The organism is Roseateles sp. GW821-FHT02E12, from assembly GCF_059421665.1.
In genome coordinates this window covers 307,631-329,768 of record NZ_JBWKVK010000004.1, presented here as the reverse complement: position 1 = coordinate 329,768, position 22,138 = coordinate 307,631, and the positions used below count along the sequence as shown (strand labels likewise).

14 protein-coding genes are annotated in these 22,138 nt (G+C 67.8%); 9 read left to right on the top strand and 5 right to left on the bottom strand.

Translation table 11 applies throughout. From position 1 onward, the window contains the following. Nucleotides 1-16 precede the first annotated feature (16 nt). Complete coding sequence (locus tag AC07V5_RS24315) at nucleotides 17-1,849, top strand: glycoside hydrolase family 13 protein (protein ID WP_495118303.1); 1,833 nt, start codon at nucleotides 17-19, stop codon at nucleotides 1,847-1,849. 46 nt (nucleotides 1,850-1,895) lie between these two features. Here AC07V5_RS24315 and AC07V5_RS24310 read toward each other — a convergent pair whose 3' ends face one another. The 5 genes from AC07V5_RS24310 to AC07V5_RS24290 form a co-directional block, all read right to left on the bottom strand. Then, complete coding sequence (locus tag AC07V5_RS24310; protein WP_495118302.1) at nucleotides 1,896-2,576, bottom strand: PEP-CTERM sorting domain-containing protein; 681 nt, start codon at nucleotides 2,574-2,576, stop codon at nucleotides 1,896-1,898. A 167-nt stretch (nucleotides 2,577-2,743) separates the two neighbouring features. Then, complete coding sequence (gene malQ / locus AC07V5_RS24305) at nucleotides 2,744-4,255, bottom strand: 4-alpha-glucanotransferase (RefSeq protein WP_495118301.1); 1,512 nt, start codon at nucleotides 4,253-4,255, stop codon at nucleotides 2,744-2,746. Next, nucleotides 4,252-6,330: a glycogen debranching protein GlgX gene (glgX, locus tag AC07V5_RS24300; protein WP_495118300.1), complete on the bottom strand. Its 2,079-nt coding sequence runs from the start codon at nucleotides 6,328-6,330 to the stop codon at nucleotides 4,252-4,254. The genes malQ and glgX overlap by 4 nt, the downstream gene beginning before the upstream one ends. 43 nt (nucleotides 6,331-6,373) lie before the next feature. Beyond that, nucleotides 6,374-8,566 (bottom strand): 1,4-alpha-glucan branching protein GlgB, encoded by a 2,193-nt coding sequence (gene glgB, locus AC07V5_RS24295; protein WP_495118299.1) that lies wholly within the window; start codon nucleotides 8,564-8,566, stop codon nucleotides 6,374-6,376. A gap of 4 nt (nucleotides 8,567-8,570) precedes the next feature. Next, a complete protein-coding gene (locus tag AC07V5_RS24290; protein WP_495118298.1) occupies nucleotides 8,571-11,105 on the bottom strand; it encodes a glycogen/starch/alpha-glucan phosphorylase in 2,535 nt (844 codons plus the stop codon). Between the two features lie 291 nt (nucleotides 11,106-11,396). On the opposite strand from AC07V5_RS24290, the gene AC07V5_RS24285 reads away from it, so the two are divergent. Genes AC07V5_RS24285 through AC07V5_RS24250 form a run of 8 tightly spaced genes read left to right on the top strand, consistent with a single transcriptional unit; the run spans nucleotide 11,397 to nucleotide 22,093 of the window. After that, nucleotides 11,397-12,524, top strand: coding sequence for an ABC transporter ATP-binding protein (locus AC07V5_RS24285; protein ID WP_495118297.1), 1,128 nt, complete (start codon nucleotides 11,397-11,399; stop codon nucleotides 12,522-12,524). Beyond that, the gene (gene malE, locus AC07V5_RS24280; protein ID WP_495118296.1) at nucleotides 12,521-13,690 is read left to right on the top strand and encodes a maltose/maltodextrin ABC transporter substrate-binding protein MalE; all 1,170 of its coding nucleotides are present in this window, start codon (nucleotides 12,521-12,523) and stop codon (nucleotides 13,688-13,690) included. Before AC07V5_RS24285 ends, malE begins: the two co-directional genes overlap by 4 nt. Next, nucleotides 13,687-15,282: a maltose ABC transporter permease MalF gene (gene malF, locus AC07V5_RS24275; RefSeq protein WP_495118295.1), complete on the top strand. Its 1,596-nt coding sequence runs from the start codon at nucleotides 13,687-13,689 to the stop codon at nucleotides 15,280-15,282. Before malE ends, malF begins: the two co-directional genes overlap by 4 nt. 2 nt (nucleotides 15,283-15,284) lie before the next feature. After that, a complete protein-coding gene (malG, locus tag AC07V5_RS24270; protein ID WP_495118294.1) occupies nucleotides 15,285-16,175 on the top strand; it encodes a maltose ABC transporter permease MalG in 891 nt (296 codons plus the stop codon). Further along, nucleotides 16,172-17,737 (top strand): alpha-amylase family glycosyl hydrolase, encoded by a 1,566-nt coding sequence (locus AC07V5_RS24265; RefSeq protein WP_495118293.1) that lies wholly within the window; start codon nucleotides 16,172-16,174, stop codon nucleotides 17,735-17,737. Before malG ends, AC07V5_RS24265 begins: the two co-directional genes overlap by 4 nt. A gap of 26 nt (nucleotides 17,738-17,763) precedes the next feature. Beyond that, entirely contained in the window at nucleotides 17,764-20,154 is a 2,391-nt protein-coding gene (locus tag AC07V5_RS24260; RefSeq protein ID WP_495118292.1) for an alpha-amylase family glycosyl hydrolase, read from the top strand. Continuing rightward, nucleotides 20,151-21,029, top strand: coding sequence for an aldo/keto reductase (locus AC07V5_RS24255; RefSeq protein ID WP_495118291.1), 879 nt, complete (start codon nucleotides 20,151-20,153; stop codon nucleotides 21,027-21,029). The genes AC07V5_RS24260 and AC07V5_RS24255 overlap by 4 nt, the downstream gene beginning before the upstream one ends. Beyond that, nucleotides 21,011-22,093 (top strand): hypothetical protein, encoded by a 1,083-nt coding sequence (locus AC07V5_RS24250; RefSeq protein ID WP_495118290.1) that lies wholly within the window; start codon nucleotides 21,011-21,013, stop codon nucleotides 22,091-22,093. The genes AC07V5_RS24255 and AC07V5_RS24250 overlap by 19 nt, the downstream gene beginning before the upstream one ends. Nucleotides 22,094-22,138: the final 45 nt, after the last annotated feature.

Here is a 22,138-nt window from a genome sequence, read left to right as displayed (position 1 = left end):
GCCAAGGAGGCGCCGCATGAAAGTCCTGATCACCCTAGCTACTGCCCTGCTGATGAGTCTGCCCACGCTGGCCGCCGAGCCTTCCCATCGCGTCGAACCGCCCAACTGGTGGGTCGGCATGCGCGACACCTCCCTGCAGCTGATGCTGCACGGCACCGGCATTGCCGACGCGACGCCCACGCTCGCGCCCCACCCCGGCGTGACGCTGAAAGCCAGCCACCGTGCGACCAGCCCCAACTACCTGTTCGTCGACCTCGACATCGCGCCCGGCACCCAACCCGGAGAGCTGGTGCTGACGGTGGCCGGTCGCACGCTGCGCTATCCGCTGCTCGCCCGCGCACCCGGCTCGGCCGAGCGCCAGGGCTTCGGCCCCAAGGACGCGATCTACCTCGTGGTGCCTGACCGCTTCGCCAAGGGCGGCAGCGGCGCGCAGGGCGGCATGAAGGAAGGCGTCCATCGCGCCGAGCCCGGCGGCCGCCACGGTGGCGACCTGGCCGGCATGCGCCAGCACCTCGGCTACATCGCGGGCCTCGGGTTCACGCAGGTCTGGCCGACGCCGCTGGTGGAGAACAACAGCGCCAAGTACAGCTATCACGGCTACGCGGCGACGGACTTCTACAAGATCGATCCGCGCTTCGGTACGAACGACGACTTCCGCGCCTTGGCGGCCGAAGCGCGCGCCAAGGGCGTCGGCATCATCCAGGACGTCGTGCTCAACCACATCGGCGGCGGCCACTGGTGGATGGCCGACCTGCCCGCACCGGACTGGGTCAACGCCTGGCCGCAGTACACGGAGACGCATCACGCGCGCATGACGCTGCAAGACCCCTACGCCTCGCCGAGCGACCGCAAGCGCTTCACCGACGGCTGGTTCGTGCCCGGCATGCCCGACCTGAACCAACGTCGGCCCGAGCTGGCCACCTATCTGACGCAGATGACGCTGTGGTGGGTCGAGAGCTATAGCCTCTCGGGCCTGCGCACCGACACCTACTCCTACTCCGACCGCGAGTTCCTTTCGCGCTGGTCGGCCCGCGTCATGCAGGAGTACCCGCGCCTGAACATCGTTGGCGAGGAATGGAGCCCGCATCCGGCCGTCGTCGCCTACTGGCAGCGCGGCAAGAAGAACCACGACGGCTACGTGTCCTACGCACCCAGCCTGATGGACTTCCCGCTGCAAACCAACCTGCTCGCCGCGCTGACCGAGGACGACGGCCCCCATACCGGCCTGACCAAGCTCTACGAGGGCCTGGCCCACGACTTCGTCTACCCCGACCCGGCCAACCTCGTTCTCTTCGACGGCAACCACGACACGCCAAGGCTGTACTCCGTGCTCAAGCGCGACGCGGGCCTGACCAAGGTTGCCCTGGCCTACCTGGCGACGACGCGGCGCATCCCCCAACTCTTCTACGGCAGCGAGTTGCTGATGCAGAGCCCCGTCGAACGCGACGACGGGCTGGTGCGCGCCGACATGCCAGGCGGCTGGGCGGGCGACACGGTCAATGCCTTCACGGGCGCCGGCCTGAGCGCCGAGCAGCGTGACATGCAGGACTGGGTGCGCCGCCTCTTCACCTGGCGCAAGGGCGCCACCGTCGTTCACGACGGTGCACTGATGCAGTACGCACCGCTGGAAGGCTGCTATGTCTTCTTCCGCTACGACGCGGGGCGCACCGTCATGGTCGTCATGAACAAGAACGCCAAGCCGGTTGAGCTGGCGCTGGCGCGCTTCAGCGAGCGCCTGGCCACCGGCGACCGTGCCCGCGACGTGCTGAGCGGGCAGGAGTTCAAGCTGGGCGCAACGCTCACCGTTGCGGCGCGCAGCCCGCTGATTCTTGAAATCTCCCGCCCATGAAAAAGGCCCCTCGCGGGGCCTTTTGCGTACAAACGGCTAGTGCCGATCAGCGCGACTGGCGGCGGCGGGCAACCAGGCCGACGATGCCCAGGCCGGCAAGCAGCAAGGCATAGGTCTCGGGCTCGGGCACGGCATTGGCCGTGAATTCGAACTTCAGCTTGTTCTGCGTCTGGGCGCCGATGGCGGCAAAGCTGCCACCCGCAGCATTCAGCGTGATCGAAGCGCCGGTCACCGCAAAACTGTTGAAACCACCGAGCGGGACGGTGGTGGAGCCCGAGAAAAAGCCGAGGGACGGCGAACTCGGGGTCTGCGTCAGGGCACCAGCGGGCAGCACAACGACCGGGCCGCCATCAATCGACATATTGCCAGCCGCCGTGATCGACGTCGTCGCGCCGGCACCGCTCTGGAAGTAGACGATGTTGCCCAGGCTGGACGTGAGCGCGCCGCTCAGCGAGTAGCCCGGGTTCACCCAGATCGTGAAGTCGGGAATGGCGAAGGTGGCCGAAACGGCTGCGCCGCCCACGCTGGTGACGTTCACCGACGGGTCGACCGACCATTCGAAGCCAGTCGCACCGCCGGGACCGGAAAACCAGCTGGTGATCCAGCCGAAGCCGGGGGTGGTTTCGTCATAGATGACCGAAAAGGCACCGGCGTTGAACGTCGTGGTGGCACTCGCCAGGCCCGAAACAAGCAGGGCTGCTGCGGCGGCGATGGTCTTGATTTGCATGATTGGACTTCCCTCAATACGACCGAGGCGAATGCCCCGTGAAAACCCGGCAATGCTATCGAAGACAGCTTTGTGAAGGGCAGCCGGTTCGGCCAAAACAGCGGTGTTAGGGGGGCGAAAGCACCCCCTGATTCGTGGGGGAACCGGCCGTTGCAAGGTGGCGAGCGTCAGGCCGGCAGCTTCAACAACTCGAAAGGCCCGCGACCGGCAGCCGCGGTGATCAACCCGAGCACGCGCGAGGGCTCGCTGCCCAGCATGCCCCAGTGGAAGCGCCAGCCCCAGTTGCCGCCCAGCACGCCGGGCACGTTCATGCGGTGGGCGCTGCCCAGGCCCAGCACGTCCTGCAGCGGGTAGACGGCCATGTTGGCCACCGAGTTGGCGCAGGCGCGGATCATGGCCCAGTGAATGTCGTGCTCACCGCAGGCGAGATAGGAGCCAGCGAAGGCGCGCTCGCGGGGCTTGGCCTGATCCCACCAGCCGCGCACGGTGTCGTTGTCATGCGTGCCGGTGTAGGCCACCGAGGTGGTGGGCCACATGTGCGGCAGGAACTCGTGGTCGCCCTCGGCACCGAAGGCGAACTGCAGGATCTTCATGCCGGGGAAGCCGCAGCCGTCGCGCAGGGCGTGCACGTCGTCGGTGATGAAGCCCAGGTCTTCGGCCACGATGGGCAGCGGGCCCAGCGCCTTCTTGATGGCGTCGAACAGCGCCATGCCGGGGCCGGTCAGCCATTGGCCCTGCTTGGCGTCGGGGCTGCTCGCCGGGATCTCGTAGTAGCCGGCGAAGCCGCGGAAGTGGTCGATGCGGAACACGTCGGCCTGGGTCAGCGCACGCTGGATGCGGGCCGTCCACCAGGCGTAGTCCTCGTCGGCCATCTTGTCCCAGCGGTACAGCGGGTTGCCCCAGCGCTGGCCCAGCGGCCCCAGGTCATCGGGCGGCACGCCGGCCACGACGGTGGTCTGGAAGTCGTCGTCGAGGTAGTAGAGGTCGGGGCGCGACCAGCAGTCGGCGCTGTCATGCGCGACGAAGATGGGCAGGTCGCCCATGATGTGCACGCCACGCTCGTTGGCATAGCTCTTGAGCGCACCGATCTGCACGTCGAACTGCCACTGCACGAACTGCCAGAAGGCGATCTCGTCGGCGTAGCTCTTGCGCGCTTCGGCCAGGGCCGCGGGCTCGCGCTTCTTCAGGCCTTCGCTCCATTCCCACCAGGGCTGGCCGTTCAGCGGCGAACGGATGGCCATGAAGAGGACGTAGTCGTCCAGCCAGCTCTGCGCCTCCAGGCACCACTTGGCGAAAGCGATGCGGTCGGCATCCGCCGCGTTGGCGAAGAAGCCCTTGGCGGCCGCGCGCAGCTGCTGCTCGCGCCAGGGCGTGACCGACCCGTAGTTGATCAGTTCGCCGCTGAAGGCCGGCACTGCCGGCTTGGCCAGCCAGCCTTTGGCCACCAGCGGTTCCAGCGCCACCATCCACTGGCTGCCGGCAAAGGCCGACACCCCCTGGTAGGGGCTGTCGCCGGGGCCGATGGGCGTGGTGGGCAGCAGCTGCCAGACGGACTGACCGGCGGACTCCAGCCAGTCGACGAAGCGGTAGGCGTCGGGGCCGAAGTCGCCCATGCCGTGCGGGCCGGGCAGCGAGGTGATGTGCAGCAGCACACCGGAGGAGCGTTGATTCAGGTTCATACGTGGCGCAGAACGATGAGGGAACGGGCCGGCACATTCAGTGGTGCGCCGGCTGGGATGAGGGGAGCAGCGGACTCGCCGCTGCTGTCGAGCAGGAGCTGCCAGGGGCCGTTGCACAGCAGGAAGGGCAGCGGCGCCGGGTCGGGGTTGAAGACGATCATCAGCCGCGGCGCGCTCGCACCGGCCGCGCGCAGCTGGGCGCCGAAGGCCCGCTGGCCGGCGTCGTGCCAGTCGTGCGGGCTCATCTCGTGGCCGCTGGGGGCGTACCAGGCGATGCTGGCTTCGCCTGGGCCGCTGGCAAACCAGCGCGGGTGGCGCAGCAGCGGCTCGGCGGCGCGCAGGGCCAGCAGTTCGGCGACCAACTCGGTCATGCGGCCATCGGCCTGCTCCCAGTTCAGCCAGGTCGTGGCGTTGTCCTGGCAGTAGGCGTTGTTGTTGCCGCCCTGGCTGTTGGCAATCTCGTCACCGCCGCAGAGCATCGGCGTGCCCTGGGCCAGCAGGGTTGTTGCCAGCAGCGCGCGGCGCACGCGCTCGCGGGTGGCGTTGATGTCGGAGTCCGTCGTCGGCCCCTCGGCGCCGAAGCTGGCGCACAGCTCGCCGTCGCGGCCGTCGCGGTTTTCTTCACCGTTGGCCTGGTTGTGCTTGGTGCTGTAGCTCGTCAGGTCGGCCAGCGTGAAGCCGTCGTGAACCGCGACGAAGTTGACCGACGCGGTCGGCAAGCGCTGGCCGTGGTGGAAGACGTCGCTGGACGCCATGAAGCGCCGCGCGAACTCGCCGCGGCCAACGCCCTGCCCCGCCTTCAACCAGTAGCCCCGCACCGCGTCGCGGAACTTGTCGTTCCACTCCAGGAAACGGCCGGGGAAGCGCCCGACCTGGTAGCCGTCGTAGGCCGCGTCCCAGGGCTCGGCGATGAGGTGCACGCCGGCCAGCACCGGGTCTTGGCGCAGCGCGGTGAAGAAGGCGGCGTTGGCGTCATAGCCGTGGTTGGTGCGGCCCAGCACGGGGGCCAGATCGAAGCGGAAGCCGTCGACGCCCATCTCGCCCACCCAGTAGCGCAGCGAATCCAGCACGAACTGCGTCACGCGCGGGTGGGCGCAGTTGACGGTGTTGCCACAGCCGGTCAGGTTTTCGTTGCGGCTCTTGTCGTCGGCTGAAAGCCGGTACCAGGTCTTGTTGTCCAGGCCGCGGAAAGACAGCGTGGGCCCGAACTCGTTGCCCTCGGGCGTGTGGTTGTAGACGACGTCCAGCACGACCTCCAGGCCAGCCGCGTGCAGCGCGTCGACCATCTGGCGGAACTCGGCCGTCACGGCCGTCGGGTCCTGCCGGTGAGCCACGTTGGCCCAGCGCGGGTCGGGGCAGAAGAAGCCCAGCGTGTTGTAGCCCCAGTAGTTGTGCAGGCCGCGCTCGGCGAGGTGGGGTTCGTCGATGCAGTACTGCACCGGCAGCAGCGACAGCGTCGTCACGCCCAGGCGCTTGAAGTGGGCGACAGCCGCTGGGTGGGCCAGCCCGGCATAGGTGCCGCGCAAGGCCTCGGGCACGCCGGGCAGCAGCTTGGAGAAGCCCTTGACGTGCACTTCGTACAGCACGACGTCGGCCGGCGCGCGGCGCGGGTGGTGGGCGCGCACGTGAGCAACCGGCGGCGGGGCCACGCGGGCCTTCAGCGCCTGCGTCGCGTTGTCGCGCACATCCAGCGAGCGCGGGCCGTCCGGGTGGCCCAGCTCGTAGCCATGGTGCTCGGCGCGCCAGCCGAAGTGGCCGACGATCTCGCGGGCATGCGGGTCCAGCAGCAGCTTGTGCGGGTTGAAACGGTGGCCCAGCTCGGGCGCGTAGGGGCCGTGGGCGCGCAGGCCGTAGACGAGGCCAGGGCCGACGCCGGGCAGGAAGCCGTGGAAGACACCGTCATGCGGGCCGTCCAGCGTGTAGCGACGCAGCTCGCGCTGGCCTTCGCCGTCGAAGACGCAGAGCTCGATTCGCGTCGCGTTCTCGCTCATGACGGCGAAGTTCACACCGCCGTCGCGGGCAAGGGAACCCAGCGGCTCGTGCCAGCCGGGTTGGAGATCAGGTAGGTGGGCCATCAGAGACGGACTAGCAAGTGCGATGCCCGGGGAACATGGCAGATCAGATAGGAACGAAGAACAGCGTGGCCAGCGGCGGCAGATTGATCGTGATGGACAGGCGCTTGCCATGTGCCGGCTGGGCCTGCACCGGCAGTCCGGCCGCGGCAACGCCATTGCCCATGTTGCTGCCGCCGTAGTAGGCCGAGTCGGTGTTCAGCGCCTCGCGCCAGGCGGTCACGCCGTCAGGCACGCCCAGCGAGTAGCCCTCGCGCGGCACTGGTGTCATGTTGCAGACCACGATGACCATGCGGCCCGTGCCGTCGCGGCGCACCCAGGCGTAGATGGAGTGCTCGGCGTCGTGCGCGCTGATCCACTCGAAGCCGCCGGCCTCGCAGTCCAGGCGGTGCAGGGCCGTGTGGTCGCGGTAGAGCTTGTTCAGGTCGCGCACCAGGCGCTGCACGCCGGCATGGCGGTCGTCTTCCAGCAGCGCCCAGGGCAGCGGCTCGGCGTGCGTCCATTCGTTGCGCTGGGCGAACTCCTGCCCCATGAACAGCAGCTTCTTGCCCGGGTGGCCCCACATGAAGCCGTAGTAGGCGCGCAGGTTGGCGAACTTCTGCCAGTCGTCGCCCGGCATCTTGCTGAGCATGGAGCCCTTGCCGTGCACGACCTCGTCATGCGAGATGGGCAGCATGAAGTTCTCGCTGAACGCGTAGATCAGGCCGAAGGTCATCTTGTCGTGATGCCAGCGGCGGTTGATCGGGTCCTCGGCCATGTAGCGCAAGGTGTCGTTCATCCAGCCCATGTTCCACTTGTAGTGAAAGCCCAGGCCGCCCGCGTAGGTGGGTGCTGAGACGCCGGGGAAGCTGGTGCTTTCCTCGGCCACGCTGATGGCGCCTTCAACCTCGCCGACATGCTCGTTCATCTCGCGCAGCAGCGAGATGGCTTCGAGGTTCTCGCGGCCGCCGCGGATGTTCGGCAGCCACTCGCCCGCCGGGCGTGAGTAGTCGCGGTAGAGCATGCTGGCCACGGCGTCCACGCGCAGGCCGTCCACGCCCCAGCGCTCGATCCAGTACAGCGCGCTGCCGATCAGGAACTGGCGCACCTCGGTGCGACCGAAGTTGTAGATCAGCGTGTTCCAGTCGCGGTGGAAGCCTTCCTTGGGGTCGGCGTACTCATACAGCCGCGTGCCGTCGAACTCGGCCAGCCCGTGCGGGTCGGTCGGGAAATGGGCCGGCACCCAGTCCAGCAGCAGGCCGAGGCCCTGGTCGTGGCAGGCCTTGACGAAGCGGCCAAAGCTTTCGGGTGGCCCGAAGCGCGCGCTGGGCGCGTACATGCCCAAGGTCTGATAGCCCCAGGAGCCGTCGAACGGGTACTCGGTGATGGGCATCAGCTGCAGATGCGTGAAGCCCATGTCGGCCGCGTAAGCAGGCAGGTGCTCGGCCAGATCGTCCCAGGTCGGGAACTCACCGGCACCGCGACGCCAGGACGCGGCATGCACCTCGTAGACGCTGATCGCCGACTCGCGCCGGTTGGCGCGCTCGCGCTGGCGCGGCAGGGCTGTCGGCGCGGGCAGCGCCGCCACGATGCTGGCCGTGTCGGGCCGCAGTTGAGCTCGGCGGGCGTACGGGTCGGCCTTCAGCGGCAGCAGCGTGCCGCCGCCGGAGACGATCTCGAACTTGTACAGGTCGCCCTCGCCCGCATGCGGCACGAAGATCTCCCACACGCCGGCGGTGTGCCGCAGGCGCATGGGGTGGCGGCGCCCGTCCCAGTTGTTGAAGTTGCCGACGACGCTGACGCGCCTGGCGTTGGGCGCCCAGACGGCGAAGCGCACGCCGCTGACGTCGCCGTACTGCACCAGGTGCGCGCCCAGGCTCAGGTAGGGGCGCATGTTGCTGCCCTCGCTCAGCGCCTTCAGCTCCTCGTCACCGAGCTGCGGGTAGAAGCTGTAGGGGTCGGCATACACGCCCTCGGCACTCTCGGCACTCTCGGCGCCGCCCACCCAGCGAACGGCCAGGCGGTAGTCGAAGCGATGCTTGCGGCGCGGCACCTGCGCCTCGAAGAAGCCGGGGCGGCGCTGCTCCAGCTCGACGATGCGCTTCTTGCTGCCGGCGTCCAGCAGCGTGACCTCGGCCGCGCCGGGCAGCAGCACGCGCACCCAGAGCCGACCGTTGTCATCCGCGTGCAGGCCAAGCCGGCCGAAGGGATCGGCGTGGCGGCCCGCCAGCAGGGAGTCAACGTCGGCGTCGTTCAGCATCAGTTCAACTATTCAGACTCTTCACGGACCAGACCCGGTCCACGTACTCGGCGATCGTGCGATCGGACGAGAACGGGCCCATGCCGGCAATGTTTCGCAAGGCGCGTTCCGCCCAGGCGGCGCGGTCGGCAAACAGCGCGTCGACCTTGGCTTGCGTCGCAACGTAATCGGCGAAATCGGCCATCAGCAGGTAGACGTCGCGGTGCAAAAGGCTGTCGACCAGGGGGCGATAGCGCTCGGTGTCACCATTGCTGAAGACGCCGGCCGAGATGGCGTCGATGACGCGCTTGAGCTGGCGATTCTCTTCGACATACAGGCGCGGGTCGTAGCCCAGTTGCTTGATCTTGGCGACCGCGTCGGCGCGCAGGCCGAACACGAACATGTACTCCACGCCCATGGCCTCGGCCATCTCGATGTTGGCGCCGTCCCAGGTGCCGATGGTGACCGCGCCGTTCATGCCGAACTTCATGTTGCCGGTGCCCGAGGCCTCGGTGCCGGCCGTCGAGATCTGCTCGGACAGATCGGCCGCCGGGATGATGCTTTCGGCCAGCGTGACGCTGTAGTTAGGCAGGAAGACGAGCTTGAGCTTGTCGCCCACGCGCGGGTCGCTGTTGATGACGCGGGCCACGTCATGCGCCAGGCGCACGATGCTCTTGGCCGTCTGGTAGGCCGAGGCGGCCTTGCCGGCGATGACCACCGTGCGGGGCACCCAATCTGCATTGGGGTTGTCGCGGATCGCCTGGTAGCGGCTGATGACGTGCAGCAGGTTCAGCAGCTGGCGCTTGTATTCGTGGATGCGCTTGATCTGGATGTCGAACAGGCTGTCCACGTTGACCGCGATGCCCAGCTCCCGGCGAATGACGGCTGCCAGGCGCTCCTTGTTCGCGCGCTTCACGACGAGGAATTCCTCGCCAAGCTCGCGGTCGCCAGCCAGGGCCTTCAGCTCAGCCAGCTCGGCCAGGTCCTTGCGCCAGCCCTCACCGATGCGGCCATCCAGCAACGTGGACAGCAGCGGGTTGGCCTGCTCCAGCCAGCGGCGCGGCGTGACGCCGTTGGTGACGTTGTGGAAGCGATCCGGCCAGATGCGGGCGTAGTCGGCAAAGATGGTCTGCACCATCAGCTCCGAGTGCAGCGCAGCCACGCCGTTGACGCGGTGCGACGCCACCAGCGCGAGGGCCGCCATGCGCACGCGGCGCTCGCCGCCGTGGCTGCCTTCATCGATGAGGGACACGCGCGACGCGAACGCGTGGTCGCCAGGGAAGCGCGCCTGCAGCTCTTCCAGGAAGCGGTGGTTGATCTCGTAAATGATCTCGAGATGACGCGGCAGCAGGTTCTCGAACATGCGCACCGGCCAGGTTTCCAGCGCCTCGGGCATCAGCGTGTGGTTGGTGTAGGCCACGGCCTGGCGGGTGATCTTCCAGGCCTCGTCCCAGCCCAGGCCATGCTCGTCCAGCAGCAGGCGCATCAGCTCGGCCGGGGCCAGCGCCGGGTGGGTGTCGTTGAGGTGGATGGCGTTGGTCTTGCCAAGGTTGTGCAGCGAACCGAACTCGCGCAGATGGCGGGCGATCAGGTCCTGCAGCGAGGCGCTGACGAGGAAGGCCTCTTGCTTCAGGCGCAGCTCGCGGCCGGCTTCAGTGGAGTCGTCCGGGTAGAGCACCCAGTTCAGCGCGTCGGCCAGCACCTGGTGGCGGGCGGCGCGGGCGTAGTCGCCCTCGCAGAAAGGCTTGAAGGCGATGGGCGCGGCCGTGGCCTGCCACTGGCGCAGCGTGGAGACGCGCTCGCTGTGGTGGGCGGGCACGATGAAGTCGAAGGCCTGGGCCTCGATGCTGTCGGCCGGCTGCCAGCGGCGCACGCCGGAGGCATCGACCTCGATGCGGCCACCAAAGCCGACCTGGTAGCGCAGGTCCTGGCGCGGCAGCTCCCAGGCGGGCGAGTCGCGCGTCCAGTCGTCGGGCTGCTCCAGCTGGCGGCCCTGGCTGATGATCTGCGCGAAGGTGCCGTAGCGGTAGCGCAGGCCGTAGCCGAAGGACGGCAGTTCCAGCTCGGCGAACGAGTCCAGGAAGCAGGCGGCCAGGCGGCCGAGGCCGCCGTTGCCGAGGGCCGCGTCGGGCTCGCGCTCCAGCACGTCGCCCAGCGCCAGGCCTTGCTCGGCCAGCTTGGCCTCCAGCGGATCGGTCAGCTTCAGGGCCGCGAGCGCGTTGGACAGCGCGCGGCCCATCAGGAATTCCATCGACAGATAGTGCACGCGGCGCACGGGCGCCTTGTCGCCACGCTGTGCGTCGGCGGCTTGCGTGGTGGCCCAGCGGCGGGCCAGCGTCTCGCGGCAGGCGATGGCTGCAGCATGCAGCGCGGCTTGCGGCGTGGGGCCGTGGCTGGACTGGGACAGCTCGCGCTCGTAGGCAGTCTCGAACGCAGCGCGCAGAGCCTGGGTTTCAGCGGAGACGGCGGGGGAGGCGGACGGCTTCATCGCGGTGGTGGCCTTGGCCTTGGGCTTGCGTTGAACGGTCAGCGCGGAGCTGAGGCGGGTTGGGGTGTTCATCAGTGCCGGCCCCCAGCGACGAGGGCAAGAATGCTACCCGAGCGGCAGCGCTGGGCGAAGTATCGGGCAGCTCCGACCGGTTGTGTAGTTTGACTACATCGGGAAAACCCGGGCAGATTCGCAAATCGTTGATTTGCAAGGGTTTCGTGAAGATTCAAACGGGAAATCGCTGTTGTTCTTGGCGGAGTCGACCTGTATATTGTCTACAAAGACGGCCAAACATGAGAATTTTGCGCCGTTCAACACGATGAGACAAGCCGCTGCACTGCACCGGCGACAGAAAGGCTAGAAGTGGCAGACGTTCGACTGACCGGCGTGGAAAAAGCCTATGGCGACATCCGCATCCTTCACGGCATTGACCTGGAGATCCGCGACGGTGAGTTCATGGTCTTCGTCGGCCCCTCAGGCTGCGGCAAGTCCACGCTGCTGCGCTCCATCGCCGGCCTGGAAGAGATCACCGGCGGTGAGCTGACCATCGGCGGGCGTGTCGTCAACGACGTGCCGCCCAGCGAGCGCGGCATCGCCATGGTGTTCCAGTCGTATGCGCTGTACCCGCATATGAATCTGTTCGACAACATGGCCTTCGGCTTGAAGCTGGCCAAGGTCCCCAAGGCAGAGATCGAAACGGCCGTGCGCAACGCGGCCAAGATCCTGCACATCGAGCACCTGCTGGACCGCAAGCCCAAGGATCTGTCCGGTGGGCAGCGCCAGCGCGTCGCCATCGGCCGCGCCATCGTGCGCAAGCCCGAGGTCTTCCTGTTCGACGAGCCGCTGTCCAACCTCGACGCGGCCTTGCGCGTGCGCATGCGCTACGAGTTCGCCAAGCTGCACGAAGACCTGAAGACCACCATGATCTACGTGACCCATGACCAGGTGGAGGCCATGACGCTGGCCGACCGCATCGTCGTGCTGTCGGCCGGCAAGGTCGAGCAGGTCGGCTCACCGCTGGAGCTGTACGAGCATCCGCGCAATCTCTTCGTGGCCGGTTTCATCGGCAGCCCGAAGATGAACTTCATCGACGCGGAGGTCGCCGCAATCGACGCTGGCCATGTCGACGTGAAGCTGACCGGCAGCAAGGTTGTTCTGCGTGCGCGGGTGGACGGCAGCGCAGCCAAGGTGGGCGACAAGGTGACTCTCGGCGTTCGGCCGGAGCACATCCGCCGCGGCGACCATGGCCAGGGCAATCTGCTGCAAAGCAACGTGGCCTTCGTTGAGTCGCTGGGCGGCATCACCTTCGCCTACTGCCCCTACCCCGGCGTCGAGGAAGCGCTGACCTGCCAATTCGAAGGCCGCAACGGCGTCGACCGCCTGCGCAGCGGCCAGGACCTGGATCTGCACCTGCCGGCCGAAGCGCTCTATGTGTTCGACGCCAATGGCCTCGCGCTGCGTCGCCTGGCTGCGCCGGAGCTGGCGGCATGAAGTGGCTGCCCTTGGTGGCTGCGCTGGTGGCCGCACCGGCGTTGGCAGAGGCGCCCAAGCTCCTCGTCTGGATCAATGGCGACAAGGCTTATGGCGGCCTGCAGACGGTGGGTGATGCCTTCGAGAAGGCCTCGGGCGTCAAGGTCGTCGTCGAGCATCCGGTCGACCCGACCGACAAGTTCCAGCAGGCTGCCGGCGCCGGCAAAGGCCCAGACATCTTCTGCTGGCCGCACGACCGCGTGGGCGAGTGGGCCAAGGCCGGTCTGCTGACGCCGCTGCGCCCTTCGGCCAAGCTGAAGGCCGAGTCCGAGGAGCAGGCCTGGAACGCGCTGAGCTACCGCGGCCGCATCTGGGGCTACCCCATCGCCATCGAGACGACGGGCCTCATCTACAACAAGGCCCTGGTGCCCACGCCGCCCGCGACCTGGGACGAACTGATCGCCCTGGACAAGAAGCTCCAGGCCAGCGGCAAGCACGCCGTGCTGTGGGACTACAACAAGAGCTTCTTCAGCTGGCCCATGATTGCCGGCGCCGGTGGCGTCATCTTCGGCCGCGATGCCCAGGGTGATTTCGATCCGAAGCAGGTCGACGTCAACAACGCTGGCGCACTCGCCGGCGCGCAGATGATCGAACGCCTCATCAAGGATGGCCACATGCCCAAGGGCGCGCGCTACTCCGAGATGGAGGCCTCCTTCGCGCGCGGTGAGGTGGCCATGATGATCTCCGGCCCCTGGGCCTGGGACAACGCCAAGCGCGCCAAGATCGACATCGGCGTGGCGCCCATTCCCGCCGTCATCGCCGGCAAGCCGAGCAAGAGCTTTGTCGGCGTGCTGGGCTGCATGATTTCCGCGCCCAGCAAGAACAAGGACATCGCCAAGGAGTTCATCGAGAACCACCTGATGCGCCCCGAGGCCTTGAAGATCCTGGACGCCAACGTGCCCATCGGCGTGCCGGCCAACAAGGCCTTCTATGCCGAGCTGTCGGTCAACCCGCTGATCGCCGCCAGCATGACCAACGCCCGCAACGGTGCGCCCATCCCCAACATCCCCGAGGTGGGCCGCTTCTGGACCGCGATGGACGCGGCGCTGGAAGCCATCACCAACGGCCTGCAAAGCCCCAAGGACGCGCTCGACGGCGCCGCCGCACGGATGCTGCTGAACAAATGAACGCTGCGACCTCCACCCTTGGACAAGGCAGCTACACGACGCTGCCGCCCACGCTGACTGAGAAGCTTGGCCGTTGGCTGCACTGGCCGTTGGCCGTGGCCGCCATCGTGGCTGCGCTGTATCTCGTCTTCGTCGTCTACACGACCGGCCAGGCCGCGTGGGCCGCGGGCCTGCTGGTGCTGTTCACGGCCGGCTTCTACGTCTACTTGAGCCGCGGCGGGTTTGCCTGGCGCTACCTGTTCCCCGGCGTGGCCGGCATGCTGGTTTTCATCGCCTTCCCGCTGGTCTACACGGCGCAGATCGGGCTGACGAACTATTCAAGCATCCACCTGCTCAGCGAGAGCCGTGTGCGCGAGTACCTGCTGGAGCAGCACGACGCGGTGGAAGACCAGGTGCTGGCCTACACGCTGCACGCCGACGGCGCCGAGTTCCGCCTTGTGCTGCAACCCGAGGGCGGCGCCGCGCCGCGCTGGGTGTCGCCGCCGCTGGCGCTGCGCAGCGTCAGCCGCCCGGTGCGCGTGGACCTGGCCGTAGCCGACGGCGAGCACCTGCCGCTGACCGCGCCGCTGCAAGCCGCCCTGCCCTTGCCCGAGCTGATCAAGCACCGCGACGCCCTCGCCAAGATCACCCTCGCGCTGCCCGACAAGACCGAACTGCACTACCTCGGCCTGCGTGAGTTCGGCCCCGTCAAGCCGCAGTGGCGGTCAGAAGCCGACGGCAGCCTGACCCGCGCGCTGGACGGCGCCGTGTTCAAGGCCAACCGCGACACCGGCTTCTTCCAGACAGCAGCCGGCGAAACGCTGCAGCCCGGCTTCAAGGCCTTCATCGGCATGGCGAACTACGCGCGCATGCTGTTCGACGCCGAGTTCCGCGGCCCCTTCCTGTCCATCTTCAGCTGGACGGTCATCTTCTCGGCGCTGACCGTCGCCTTCTCCACCGCCATCGGCATGCTCTTCGCCGTGCTGCTGAACTGGGAGGGCATGAAGTACCGCACCACCTACCGCACGCTGCTCTTCCTGCCGTATGCGGTGCCGGGCTTCATCTCCATCCTCGTCTTCAAGGGCCTGTTCAACCAGAACTTCGGCGAGATCAACGCCATCCTGAACGCGCTGTTCGGCGTCAAGCCGGCCTGGTTTGCCGACCCGCTGCTGGCCAAGACGATGCTGCTCATCGTCAACGTGTGGCTGGGTTATCCGTACATCATGATCCTGTGCTCGGGGCTGCTGAAGGCGATCCCGGCAGACCTGTACGAAGCCTCGGCCCTGGCCGGCGCCAGCCCCGCGACCAACTTCCTCAAGATCACGGCGCCGCTGATCATCAAGCCGCTGGCGCCGCTGCTGGTCAGCGCCTTCGCGTTCAACTTCAACAACTTCGTGCTGATCGCGCTGCTGACCGATGGCCGGCCGGACTTCCTGTCCACCAAGCTGCCGGCGGGCCAGACCGACATCCTCGTCAGCTACACCTACCGCATCGCGTTCAAGGACTCGGGCTCCGACTTCGGCCTCGCCGCGGCGATCTCGACGCTGATCTTCTTCCTGGTCGCGGCGCTGTCGCTCATCAACCTGCGCATGAGCGCCAAGGCACAGAAATAACCATGGCCATCGTCCTCGGCAAACAAGCCCGCTGGCGCACCTTCGCCGGCCACGCGGTGATGTGGCTCTTCATCGCCATCACCATCTTCCCGCTGCTGGCGGTCGTGTCCATCTCGCTGCGGCCCGGCAACTTCGCCACCGGCAGCTTGATCCCGACGGAGATCAGCCTGGAGCACTGGAAGCTGGCGTTAGGCATTCCGTATCAAGCCGCCGACGGCAGCCTGGTGCAGCCGCCCTTCCCAGTGCTGACCTGGCTGTGGAACTCCATCAAGATCGCGACGATCTCGGCCTTCCTCATCGTCGCCATCTCGACGACCGCCGCCTACGCCTTCGCGCGCATGAAGTTCCGCTTTGACCGCCCGGTGCTGAACGGCATGCTGCTGCTGCAGATGTTCCCGCCGGTGCTGGCGCTGGTGGCCATCTACGCCATCTTCGAGACCATCGGCACCTATGTGCCGGCCCTGGGCATCGAGACGCATGCTGGCCTGGTGCTGGCGTATCTCGGCGGCATCGCCACGCATGTCTGGACCATCAAGGGCTACTTCGAGACCATTCCCGTGGAGATCGAGGAGAACGCCAAGGTCGACGGCGCCACGCACTGGCAGGCCTTCTCACGCGTGCTGCTGCCCATGGCCATTCCCATCCTGATGGTGGTCTTCGTGCTGGCCTTCATCGGCACCATCATCGAGTACCCGGTGGCCTCCATCCTGCTGCGTGAAGAGGGCAACCTCACGCTCGCCGTCGGCTCCAAATACTTCCTGCACGACCAGCGCTTCCTGTGGGGCGACTTCGCCGCTGCGGCCGTGCTGTCGGGCCTGCCGATCACATTGGTGTTCCTGCTCGCCCAGCGCTGGATCGTCTCTGGCCTGACGGCCGGTGGGGTCAAGGGATGAAGCGCCATCTCGCCGTGGCAGGCCTGGCCCTGCTCGGCGCCTTGGCGGCACAGGCCGGCCCTTACGAAGACCGGGAACGCGACTGGCGCAATGGCGCGGTCGTCTACCAGATCATCGTGGACCGCTTCGCGCCCTCGCGGGATCTGGCCGCCAAGCGCGAGCTCTACCCTGCGCCGAAGCGTCTGCGCAGCTGGAGCGAGGCGCCGACGCCCGGCCCCTACCTCGAGGCCGAAAAGCTGGCGGCCCACGAGCTGGACTTCTGGGGCGGCGACCTCGCCAGCGCTACGGCCAAGCTGGACCATGTCCAGCAGCTGGGCGCGGATGTGCTCTACATCAACCCCATCCACCACGCCTACACCAACCACAAGTACGACGCCCTCGACTTCAAGGCCATCTCGCCCGAGTACGGCAGCCGCGAGGACTTCAAGCGCCTGGCGGCCGAGGCGCACCGCCGCGGCCTCAAGGTGGTGCTTGATGGTGTCTTCAACCACATGGGCCGCAACTCCCCGGCATTTCGCGCGGCCATGGCCGACCCCAAGAGCCCCTGGCGCGAGTGGTTCGCCATCGGGCCGCAGTACGCGGGTGGCGCGCGTGCCTGGGCGGGCTTTCAGAACCTGCCGGAACTCAATCTCGAGTCGCCCGTCGTTCGGCGCTACCTCTACGAAGCGCCTGATTCCGTCGTGCGCAGCTATCTGCGCGACGGCGCCGATGGCTGGCGTCTGGACACGGCCTTCGAACTCGGCCCCACGTATCTCGCGGCGCTGACCAAGTCGGCCCACACGCAGAAGCCCGGCTCGCTGGTTGTCGGCGAGATCGTCAACTACCCCGGCCGCTGGCTGCAGTCGATTGACGCGGTCATGAACTTCACGCTGCGCCAGATCATCAACAGCACCGCCGGCGGCGAGCTCGAGGGGCCGGCGGCAGGCCGCATGATCGACCGCATGGTGCGCGACGCCGGCATCGAGCCCATGCTGAAGTCCTGGGTCGTCATCGACAACCACGACATCCCCCGCATCGCCAGCCAGTGGCCCGACGTGGCCCAGCGCCGCTTCGTGCAGGCCCTGCAGTTCACCCTGCCCGGCGCGCCCAACCTCTACTACGGTGTGGAGGTTGGCATGGACGGCGGCGCCGACCCCGCCAACCGCGGCCCCATGCGCTGGGATCTCGTCAGCGATGCCAACCCCGAGACGGTCTGGGTGCGCAAGCTCGTCGACATGCACAAGGCCCACCGAGCGCTGCGCGTGGGCGAATTCCGCCTCGTCGAATCGGCCAAGCTGCTCGCCTTCGAACGGCACACCGACCGGGCGCTGGACACCGTCATCGTGGTGGCCAACCCCACCGACAAGCCCGTGCGCGACCGCCTGATGGTGGCGAACTGGGCCTTGATGGACGACACGCCCCTGATCGACGTGCTGGGCCTGGTGCCCACCGTGCCGGGCGCTTCGCCGCCAAGCATCGGCTCGGGCTTTGTCACGGTCGACGTGCCAGCCCACGGCGTGCTCGTGCTTCGCCCGGTGCCCCGAGAACTGGGCGGCTACAGCCGCTACAAGCGCGTCCACTGACAACCCCATCTTGCCGCAGCCGCGGCATGACTGACAGCCGCCTCATGCTCAAGTTCATCACGCTTTGCGCTGCGCTGCTGCTCGCACCAGCCCTCCACGCCGCCCCTGCCTGCAAACCCGCGCCGCTCGGCGACGCCACGCTCTATCTGCGCGGCGGCCTGAACAACTGGGCGGCCCAGGACGAGCAGGCCTTCGAGTACCGCTGCGACGGCTACTACCTGAACCTCAAGGCCAAGGGCTCGCAGGAGTTCAAGCTCGCCGACGAGGACTGGACGGCTGCCCTCACCTTCGGCGGCGATGCCAACGGCCAGCCCGCGCGTGGCGCGCCCGGCAACCTGAAGCGCGACTTCAGCGGCGAGCACACGCTGCGCCTGAGCTTTGCCGCGGATGGGCGGCCGACGCTGGATGTGGGCCCCAAGCGCTTCAATCCCACGCCGCCCCAGCCCCTTACCGACAAAGCCGCGCTGACGACCCATTTCGACTCCCGCAGTGCCGGGTTCAAGGCGCCCTTCGGCGCCCAGCCGGCCGGCAGCGAAGTCCGCTTCAGCATCGGCAACGACGTGCCCGGCCTGAAGCAGGCCACCCTCGTCATCGAGCGCCGGCAGATGACTGGCAACCAGGAGCAGCTCTCCTACCAGCCGCTCGCCCGCATCCCGATGACGCCGCAATCGCGCGGCCTCGGCACCGGCTTCACGGCCAGCTACCGTTTTGACGCGACCGGCATCTACGGCTACTGGTTCGAGATCGAGACGAGCCAGGGCCGCTACGCGCTGCAGAACAACAAGGACCCCATCTACTGGACACGCGAGACGGGCTCGATGGGCGTCGCCGCCGTCGAACGCCTGCCGTCCAACCTGAACCGCGTGCGCCGCTACCGCCAGACGATCCACGCGCCGGGCTTCCAGGTGCCAGCCTGGGCCCAGGACATCGTCTACTACTACGTCTTCCCTGAGCGCTTCCGCAACGGCGACAAGGCCAACGACCCGCGCCCCGGCGGCGGCCGGCCGCAGGACCGCTTCCACGAACACGACATCGAGAAGCACGCGAAGTGGAATGAGAAGCCGTTCAAGCCGAACACCGGCGACGGCTCCGATGCGCAATACAACAACGACTTCTTCGGCGGCGACCTGGCCGGCGTCATCGAAAAGCTCGACTACATCAAGAGCCTGGGCGCCAACGCGATCTACCTGACGCCCGTCTTCCGCGCGGCCAGCAACCACAAGTACGACACGGCAGACTACAAGACCATCGACCCGGCCTTCGGCACCAACGACGACTTCGTGCGCCTGTGCGCCGAGGCCGCCAAGCGCGGCATCCGCGTCATCCCGGACACGTCGCTGAACCATGTAGGCAACGACTCGCCCTACTTCAACCGCTTCGGCAACTACCCCGCCGGCGGTGCCTTCGACAACGGCCGCATCAACCCCAACTCGGCCTATGCCGGTTGGTTCAAGTTCAAGCCCAACGAGACCGACCCCAACCGCCAATACCAGGGCTGGGGCGGCGAGTACACGCTGCCGGAGATCGACAAGAGCAACCCCGCCTTCCGCGCCTACGCCTACGGGGACAAGGACTCGGTCACCAACCTCTGGCTGGACCGCGGCGCGGCCGGCTGGCGCATGGACGTGGCACCCTGGGTGCCCGACGACTTCTGGCGCGAGTGGCGCCAGGCCGTGAAGGCCAAGAACCCCGACGCGCTGACTGTGGCCGAGACCTGGTTCGATGCCTCGAAGTATTTCCTTGGAGATACGTTCGACAGCACCATGAACTACATCTTCCGCAATGCCGTGCTGGACTACGCCGCCGGCAAGTCCGGCCGGCGCATGGCCGCCAACCTGGAGCTGATGCGCGAAGCCTATCCGTCCCAGGCTTTCTCGGCGCTGATGAACCTGCTGTCCACGCACGACCAGCCGCGCGCGCTGCACCATTTCGGCGAAGACAGCGACCTCGCACTGGCCAAGCGCCGGCTGCGCCTGGCCGTGTTCTTCCAGATGACCTACCCCGGCTCGCCCACCATTTACTACGGCGACGAGGTGGGCCTGGGCGGCGGTGCCGACCCCTACAACCGCGCGCCCTACCCTTGGGCCGACGAAGGCGGGCAGCCCGACAACGCACTGCTGGCCGACTTCAAGCGCCTCACCCAGCTGCGCCACGACCTGCCCGTGCTGCGCCACGGCACGCTGTCCGCCCCGTTGCATGTCGACGAGCATGTCGTCGTGCTGGCCCGCCAGGACGGCAACGCCTGGGCCGTCACCGCCACCAACAACAGCGACAAGCCCCGCACCGTCAGCGTCGGCCTGCCCTTCCCGGCCAGCCAGCTGCGCGACGCACTGGGTGGCCCGCCCGTGGCCGTGAAGAGCGGCTGGATCCAACTCACCGTGCCGCCCTTGTTCGGACGGGTCCTCCTCACGAAATGATCCTGAATCCCCTCGGCCACACCGGCCTCAAGGTCTCCGCGCTGGGCTTCGGCGCGATGCACATCAACGACGAACGCACTTCGGAGGCCGAAGCCGGCGCCCTGCTCAACCATGTGCTGGACGTTGGCATCAACCTCGTCGACACCGCGCGTGGCTACGGCCTCAGCGAGGAGCGCATCGGCCGCCACATCGCCCATCGCCGCGCGGAGTTCGTGCTGTCCACCAAGGTCGGCTACGGCGTCGAAGGCGTGGCCGACTGGACCTACGACTGCATCGTGGCTGGCGTCGAGCGCGCGCTCACGCTGATGAAGACCGACTGGCTCGACATCGTGCACCTGCACTCCTGCCCCCTGCACGTGCTGCAGCAGGGTGACGTGGCGCGGGCGTTGAACGACTGCCGCGCCGCCGGCAAGCTGCGCGTGGCGGCCTACTCGGGTGACAACGCGGAGGTCGATTTCGCCATTGAAAGCGGCGCCTTCGGGAGCCTGCAGACCTCGGTCAGCCTTTGCGACCAGGCTCATCTGCAACACCGTGCCGCGCGGGCCGACCATGCCGGCATCGGTGTCATCGCCAAGCGCCCGCTGGCCGGCGCGGTCTGGCGGTTTGCCCAGCGGCCGACCGACTTCGCCGAAGGCCACTACTGGGATCGCTTCCAGGCCATGGGCTTGCAGGCGCAGGAGGACTGGGCCGACGTGGCCTTGCGATTCGTCGCCTTCCACACCGGCGTGGCCAGCGCCATCGTCGGCACGGCCAAGCCGGCCAACCTGCGCCGCAACCTCGCCGCCATCGAGCGCGGCCCGCTGCCACCGGCACTGGCCGCAGACCTGCGCGACGCCTTCACCCGCCAGCACGCTGAATGGCCGGGCCTGATCTGACGCTGGACGAGGCCCGCCAGCAGGCCAACCTGGCCTTCATTGCCAGCGGCGCAGAGTTCGCTTTTGGCGACCCGGCCGCCCTGCCCTTGGCCGTGGCCCAGCTGAAGGCCCTGCACGCCAACAGCCCCGGTGTCGAAGCCCTGCACGACGGCGGCCTGACCGCCGAAGTGCTGTGCCTGAACCACGCGGGCCGCCGCTGGGCCATCAAGCGCGCCCGCGCCGAATGCCGGGTGCGCAACCCCGATGGCCAGACCTCCTTCCTGAACGAGCTGCAGCGCCACGCCGAACTGGCAGCGCTGGCACTGCCCGGCGTCGTGTCGCCCGTCTACGGCTCGCTGCGCGACGGCCTTGTCGTGTCGCACTGGATTGCCGGCCGCCACCCCGGCGTGCTGGACGAGCGCCAGGCCCGCACGCTGCTGGAAGCCGGCTGCGCACTGATCGAGCACGGTTTTTTCGAGTGGGACTACAGCGCCGGCAACCTGCTGGACGACGGCGAACGTGTCTGGCTCTACGACTTCGGCTACTGCTACCGCTTCGACCCGCTGACCCAGTTCAACAGCGCCGGCCATGGCCGCAGCTGCCCGCAACACCACCTGGCCGAGCGCATCGAGGGCCGCCACCTGTTCGGCGCCCTGCTGGACGCCGGCAGTGATGCCGACGCCTTGCCGCATTTCCTGCGCTTCAAGCGGCTGGCCATGCGGGCCTACGAAAGCCTCGCCGGGCGGCTCGCCACACGAGGTGCGACGCCGGAGGTGCTGAACCACTACCTCGGCCTGGCCAGCCGCTGGCGCCACGCGCTGACCCACGAACCGGGCCGCCTCTATCTGGCCGATGCCTGGCAGGCCCACAGCAGCGACCTCGACGACGACCTGCGCGGCCGCTCCTGCACGCCCCGCACCCTCAGGCGCGCCCACTGGCTCCAGCAGGCGCTGCGCGAGCAAGGCCCTGCCCTGCGCCAGAGCGGCGCGCTGGCGCCCGCAGACGCTGCACTCGACGACGCGACCCTGCTGCTGCGCCTGCGCGAACACGAGCGCCAGGCGCAGAGCTACCAGCTGCGAGGCTAACCCCGAGTCGACTGGGGTTGTCGCCAAAGCTCCGGTCTTGCCGGC

What these genes read in the sequence shown, in the direction of transcription:
- AC07V5_RS24315 (WP_495118303.1), top strand. Translation starts at nt 17, where the DNA reads ATGAAAGTCCTGATCACCCTAGCTACTGCCCTGCTGATGAGTCTGCCC.
- AC07V5_RS24310 (WP_495118302.1), bottom strand. Translation starts at nt 2,576, where the DNA reads ATGCAAATCAAGACCATCGCCGCCGCAGCAGCCCTGCTTGTTTCGGGC.
- malQ (WP_495118301.1), bottom strand. Translation starts at nt 4,255, where the DNA reads ATGAACCTGAATCAACGCTCCTCCGGTGTGCTGCTGCACATCACCTCG.
- glgX (WP_495118300.1), bottom strand. Translation starts at nt 6,330, where the DNA reads ATGGCCCACCTACCTGATCTCCAACCCGGCTGGCACGAGCCGCTGGGT.
- glgB (WP_495118299.1), bottom strand. Translation starts at nt 8,566, where the DNA reads ATGCTGAACGACGCCGACGTTGACTCCCTGCTGGCGGGCCGCCACGCC.
- AC07V5_RS24290 (WP_495118298.1), bottom strand. Translation starts at nt 11,105, where the DNA reads ATGAACACCCCAACCCGCCTCAGCTCCGCGCTGACCGTTCAACGCAAG.
- malE (WP_495118296.1), top strand. Translation starts at nt 12,521, where the DNA reads ATGAAGTGGCTGCCCTTGGTGGCTGCGCTGGTGGCCGCACCGGCGTTG.
- malF (WP_495118295.1), top strand. Translation starts at nt 13,687, where the DNA reads ATGAACGCTGCGACCTCCACCCTTGGACAAGGCAGCTACACGACGCTG.
- malG (WP_495118294.1), top strand. Translation starts at nt 15,285, where the DNA reads ATGGCCATCGTCCTCGGCAAACAAGCCCGCTGGCGCACCTTCGCCGGC.
- AC07V5_RS24265 (WP_495118293.1), top strand. Translation starts at nt 16,172, where the DNA reads ATGAAGCGCCATCTCGCCGTGGCAGGCCTGGCCCTGCTCGGCGCCTTG.
- AC07V5_RS24260 (WP_495118292.1), top strand. Translation starts at nt 17,764, where the DNA reads ATGACTGACAGCCGCCTCATGCTCAAGTTCATCACGCTTTGCGCTGCG.
- AC07V5_RS24255 (WP_495118291.1), top strand. Translation starts at nt 20,151, where the DNA reads ATGATCCTGAATCCCCTCGGCCACACCGGCCTCAAGGTCTCCGCGCTG.
- AC07V5_RS24250 (WP_495118290.1), top strand. Translation starts at nt 21,011, where the DNA reads ATGGCCGGGCCTGATCTGACGCTGGACGAGGCCCGCCAGCAGGCCAAC.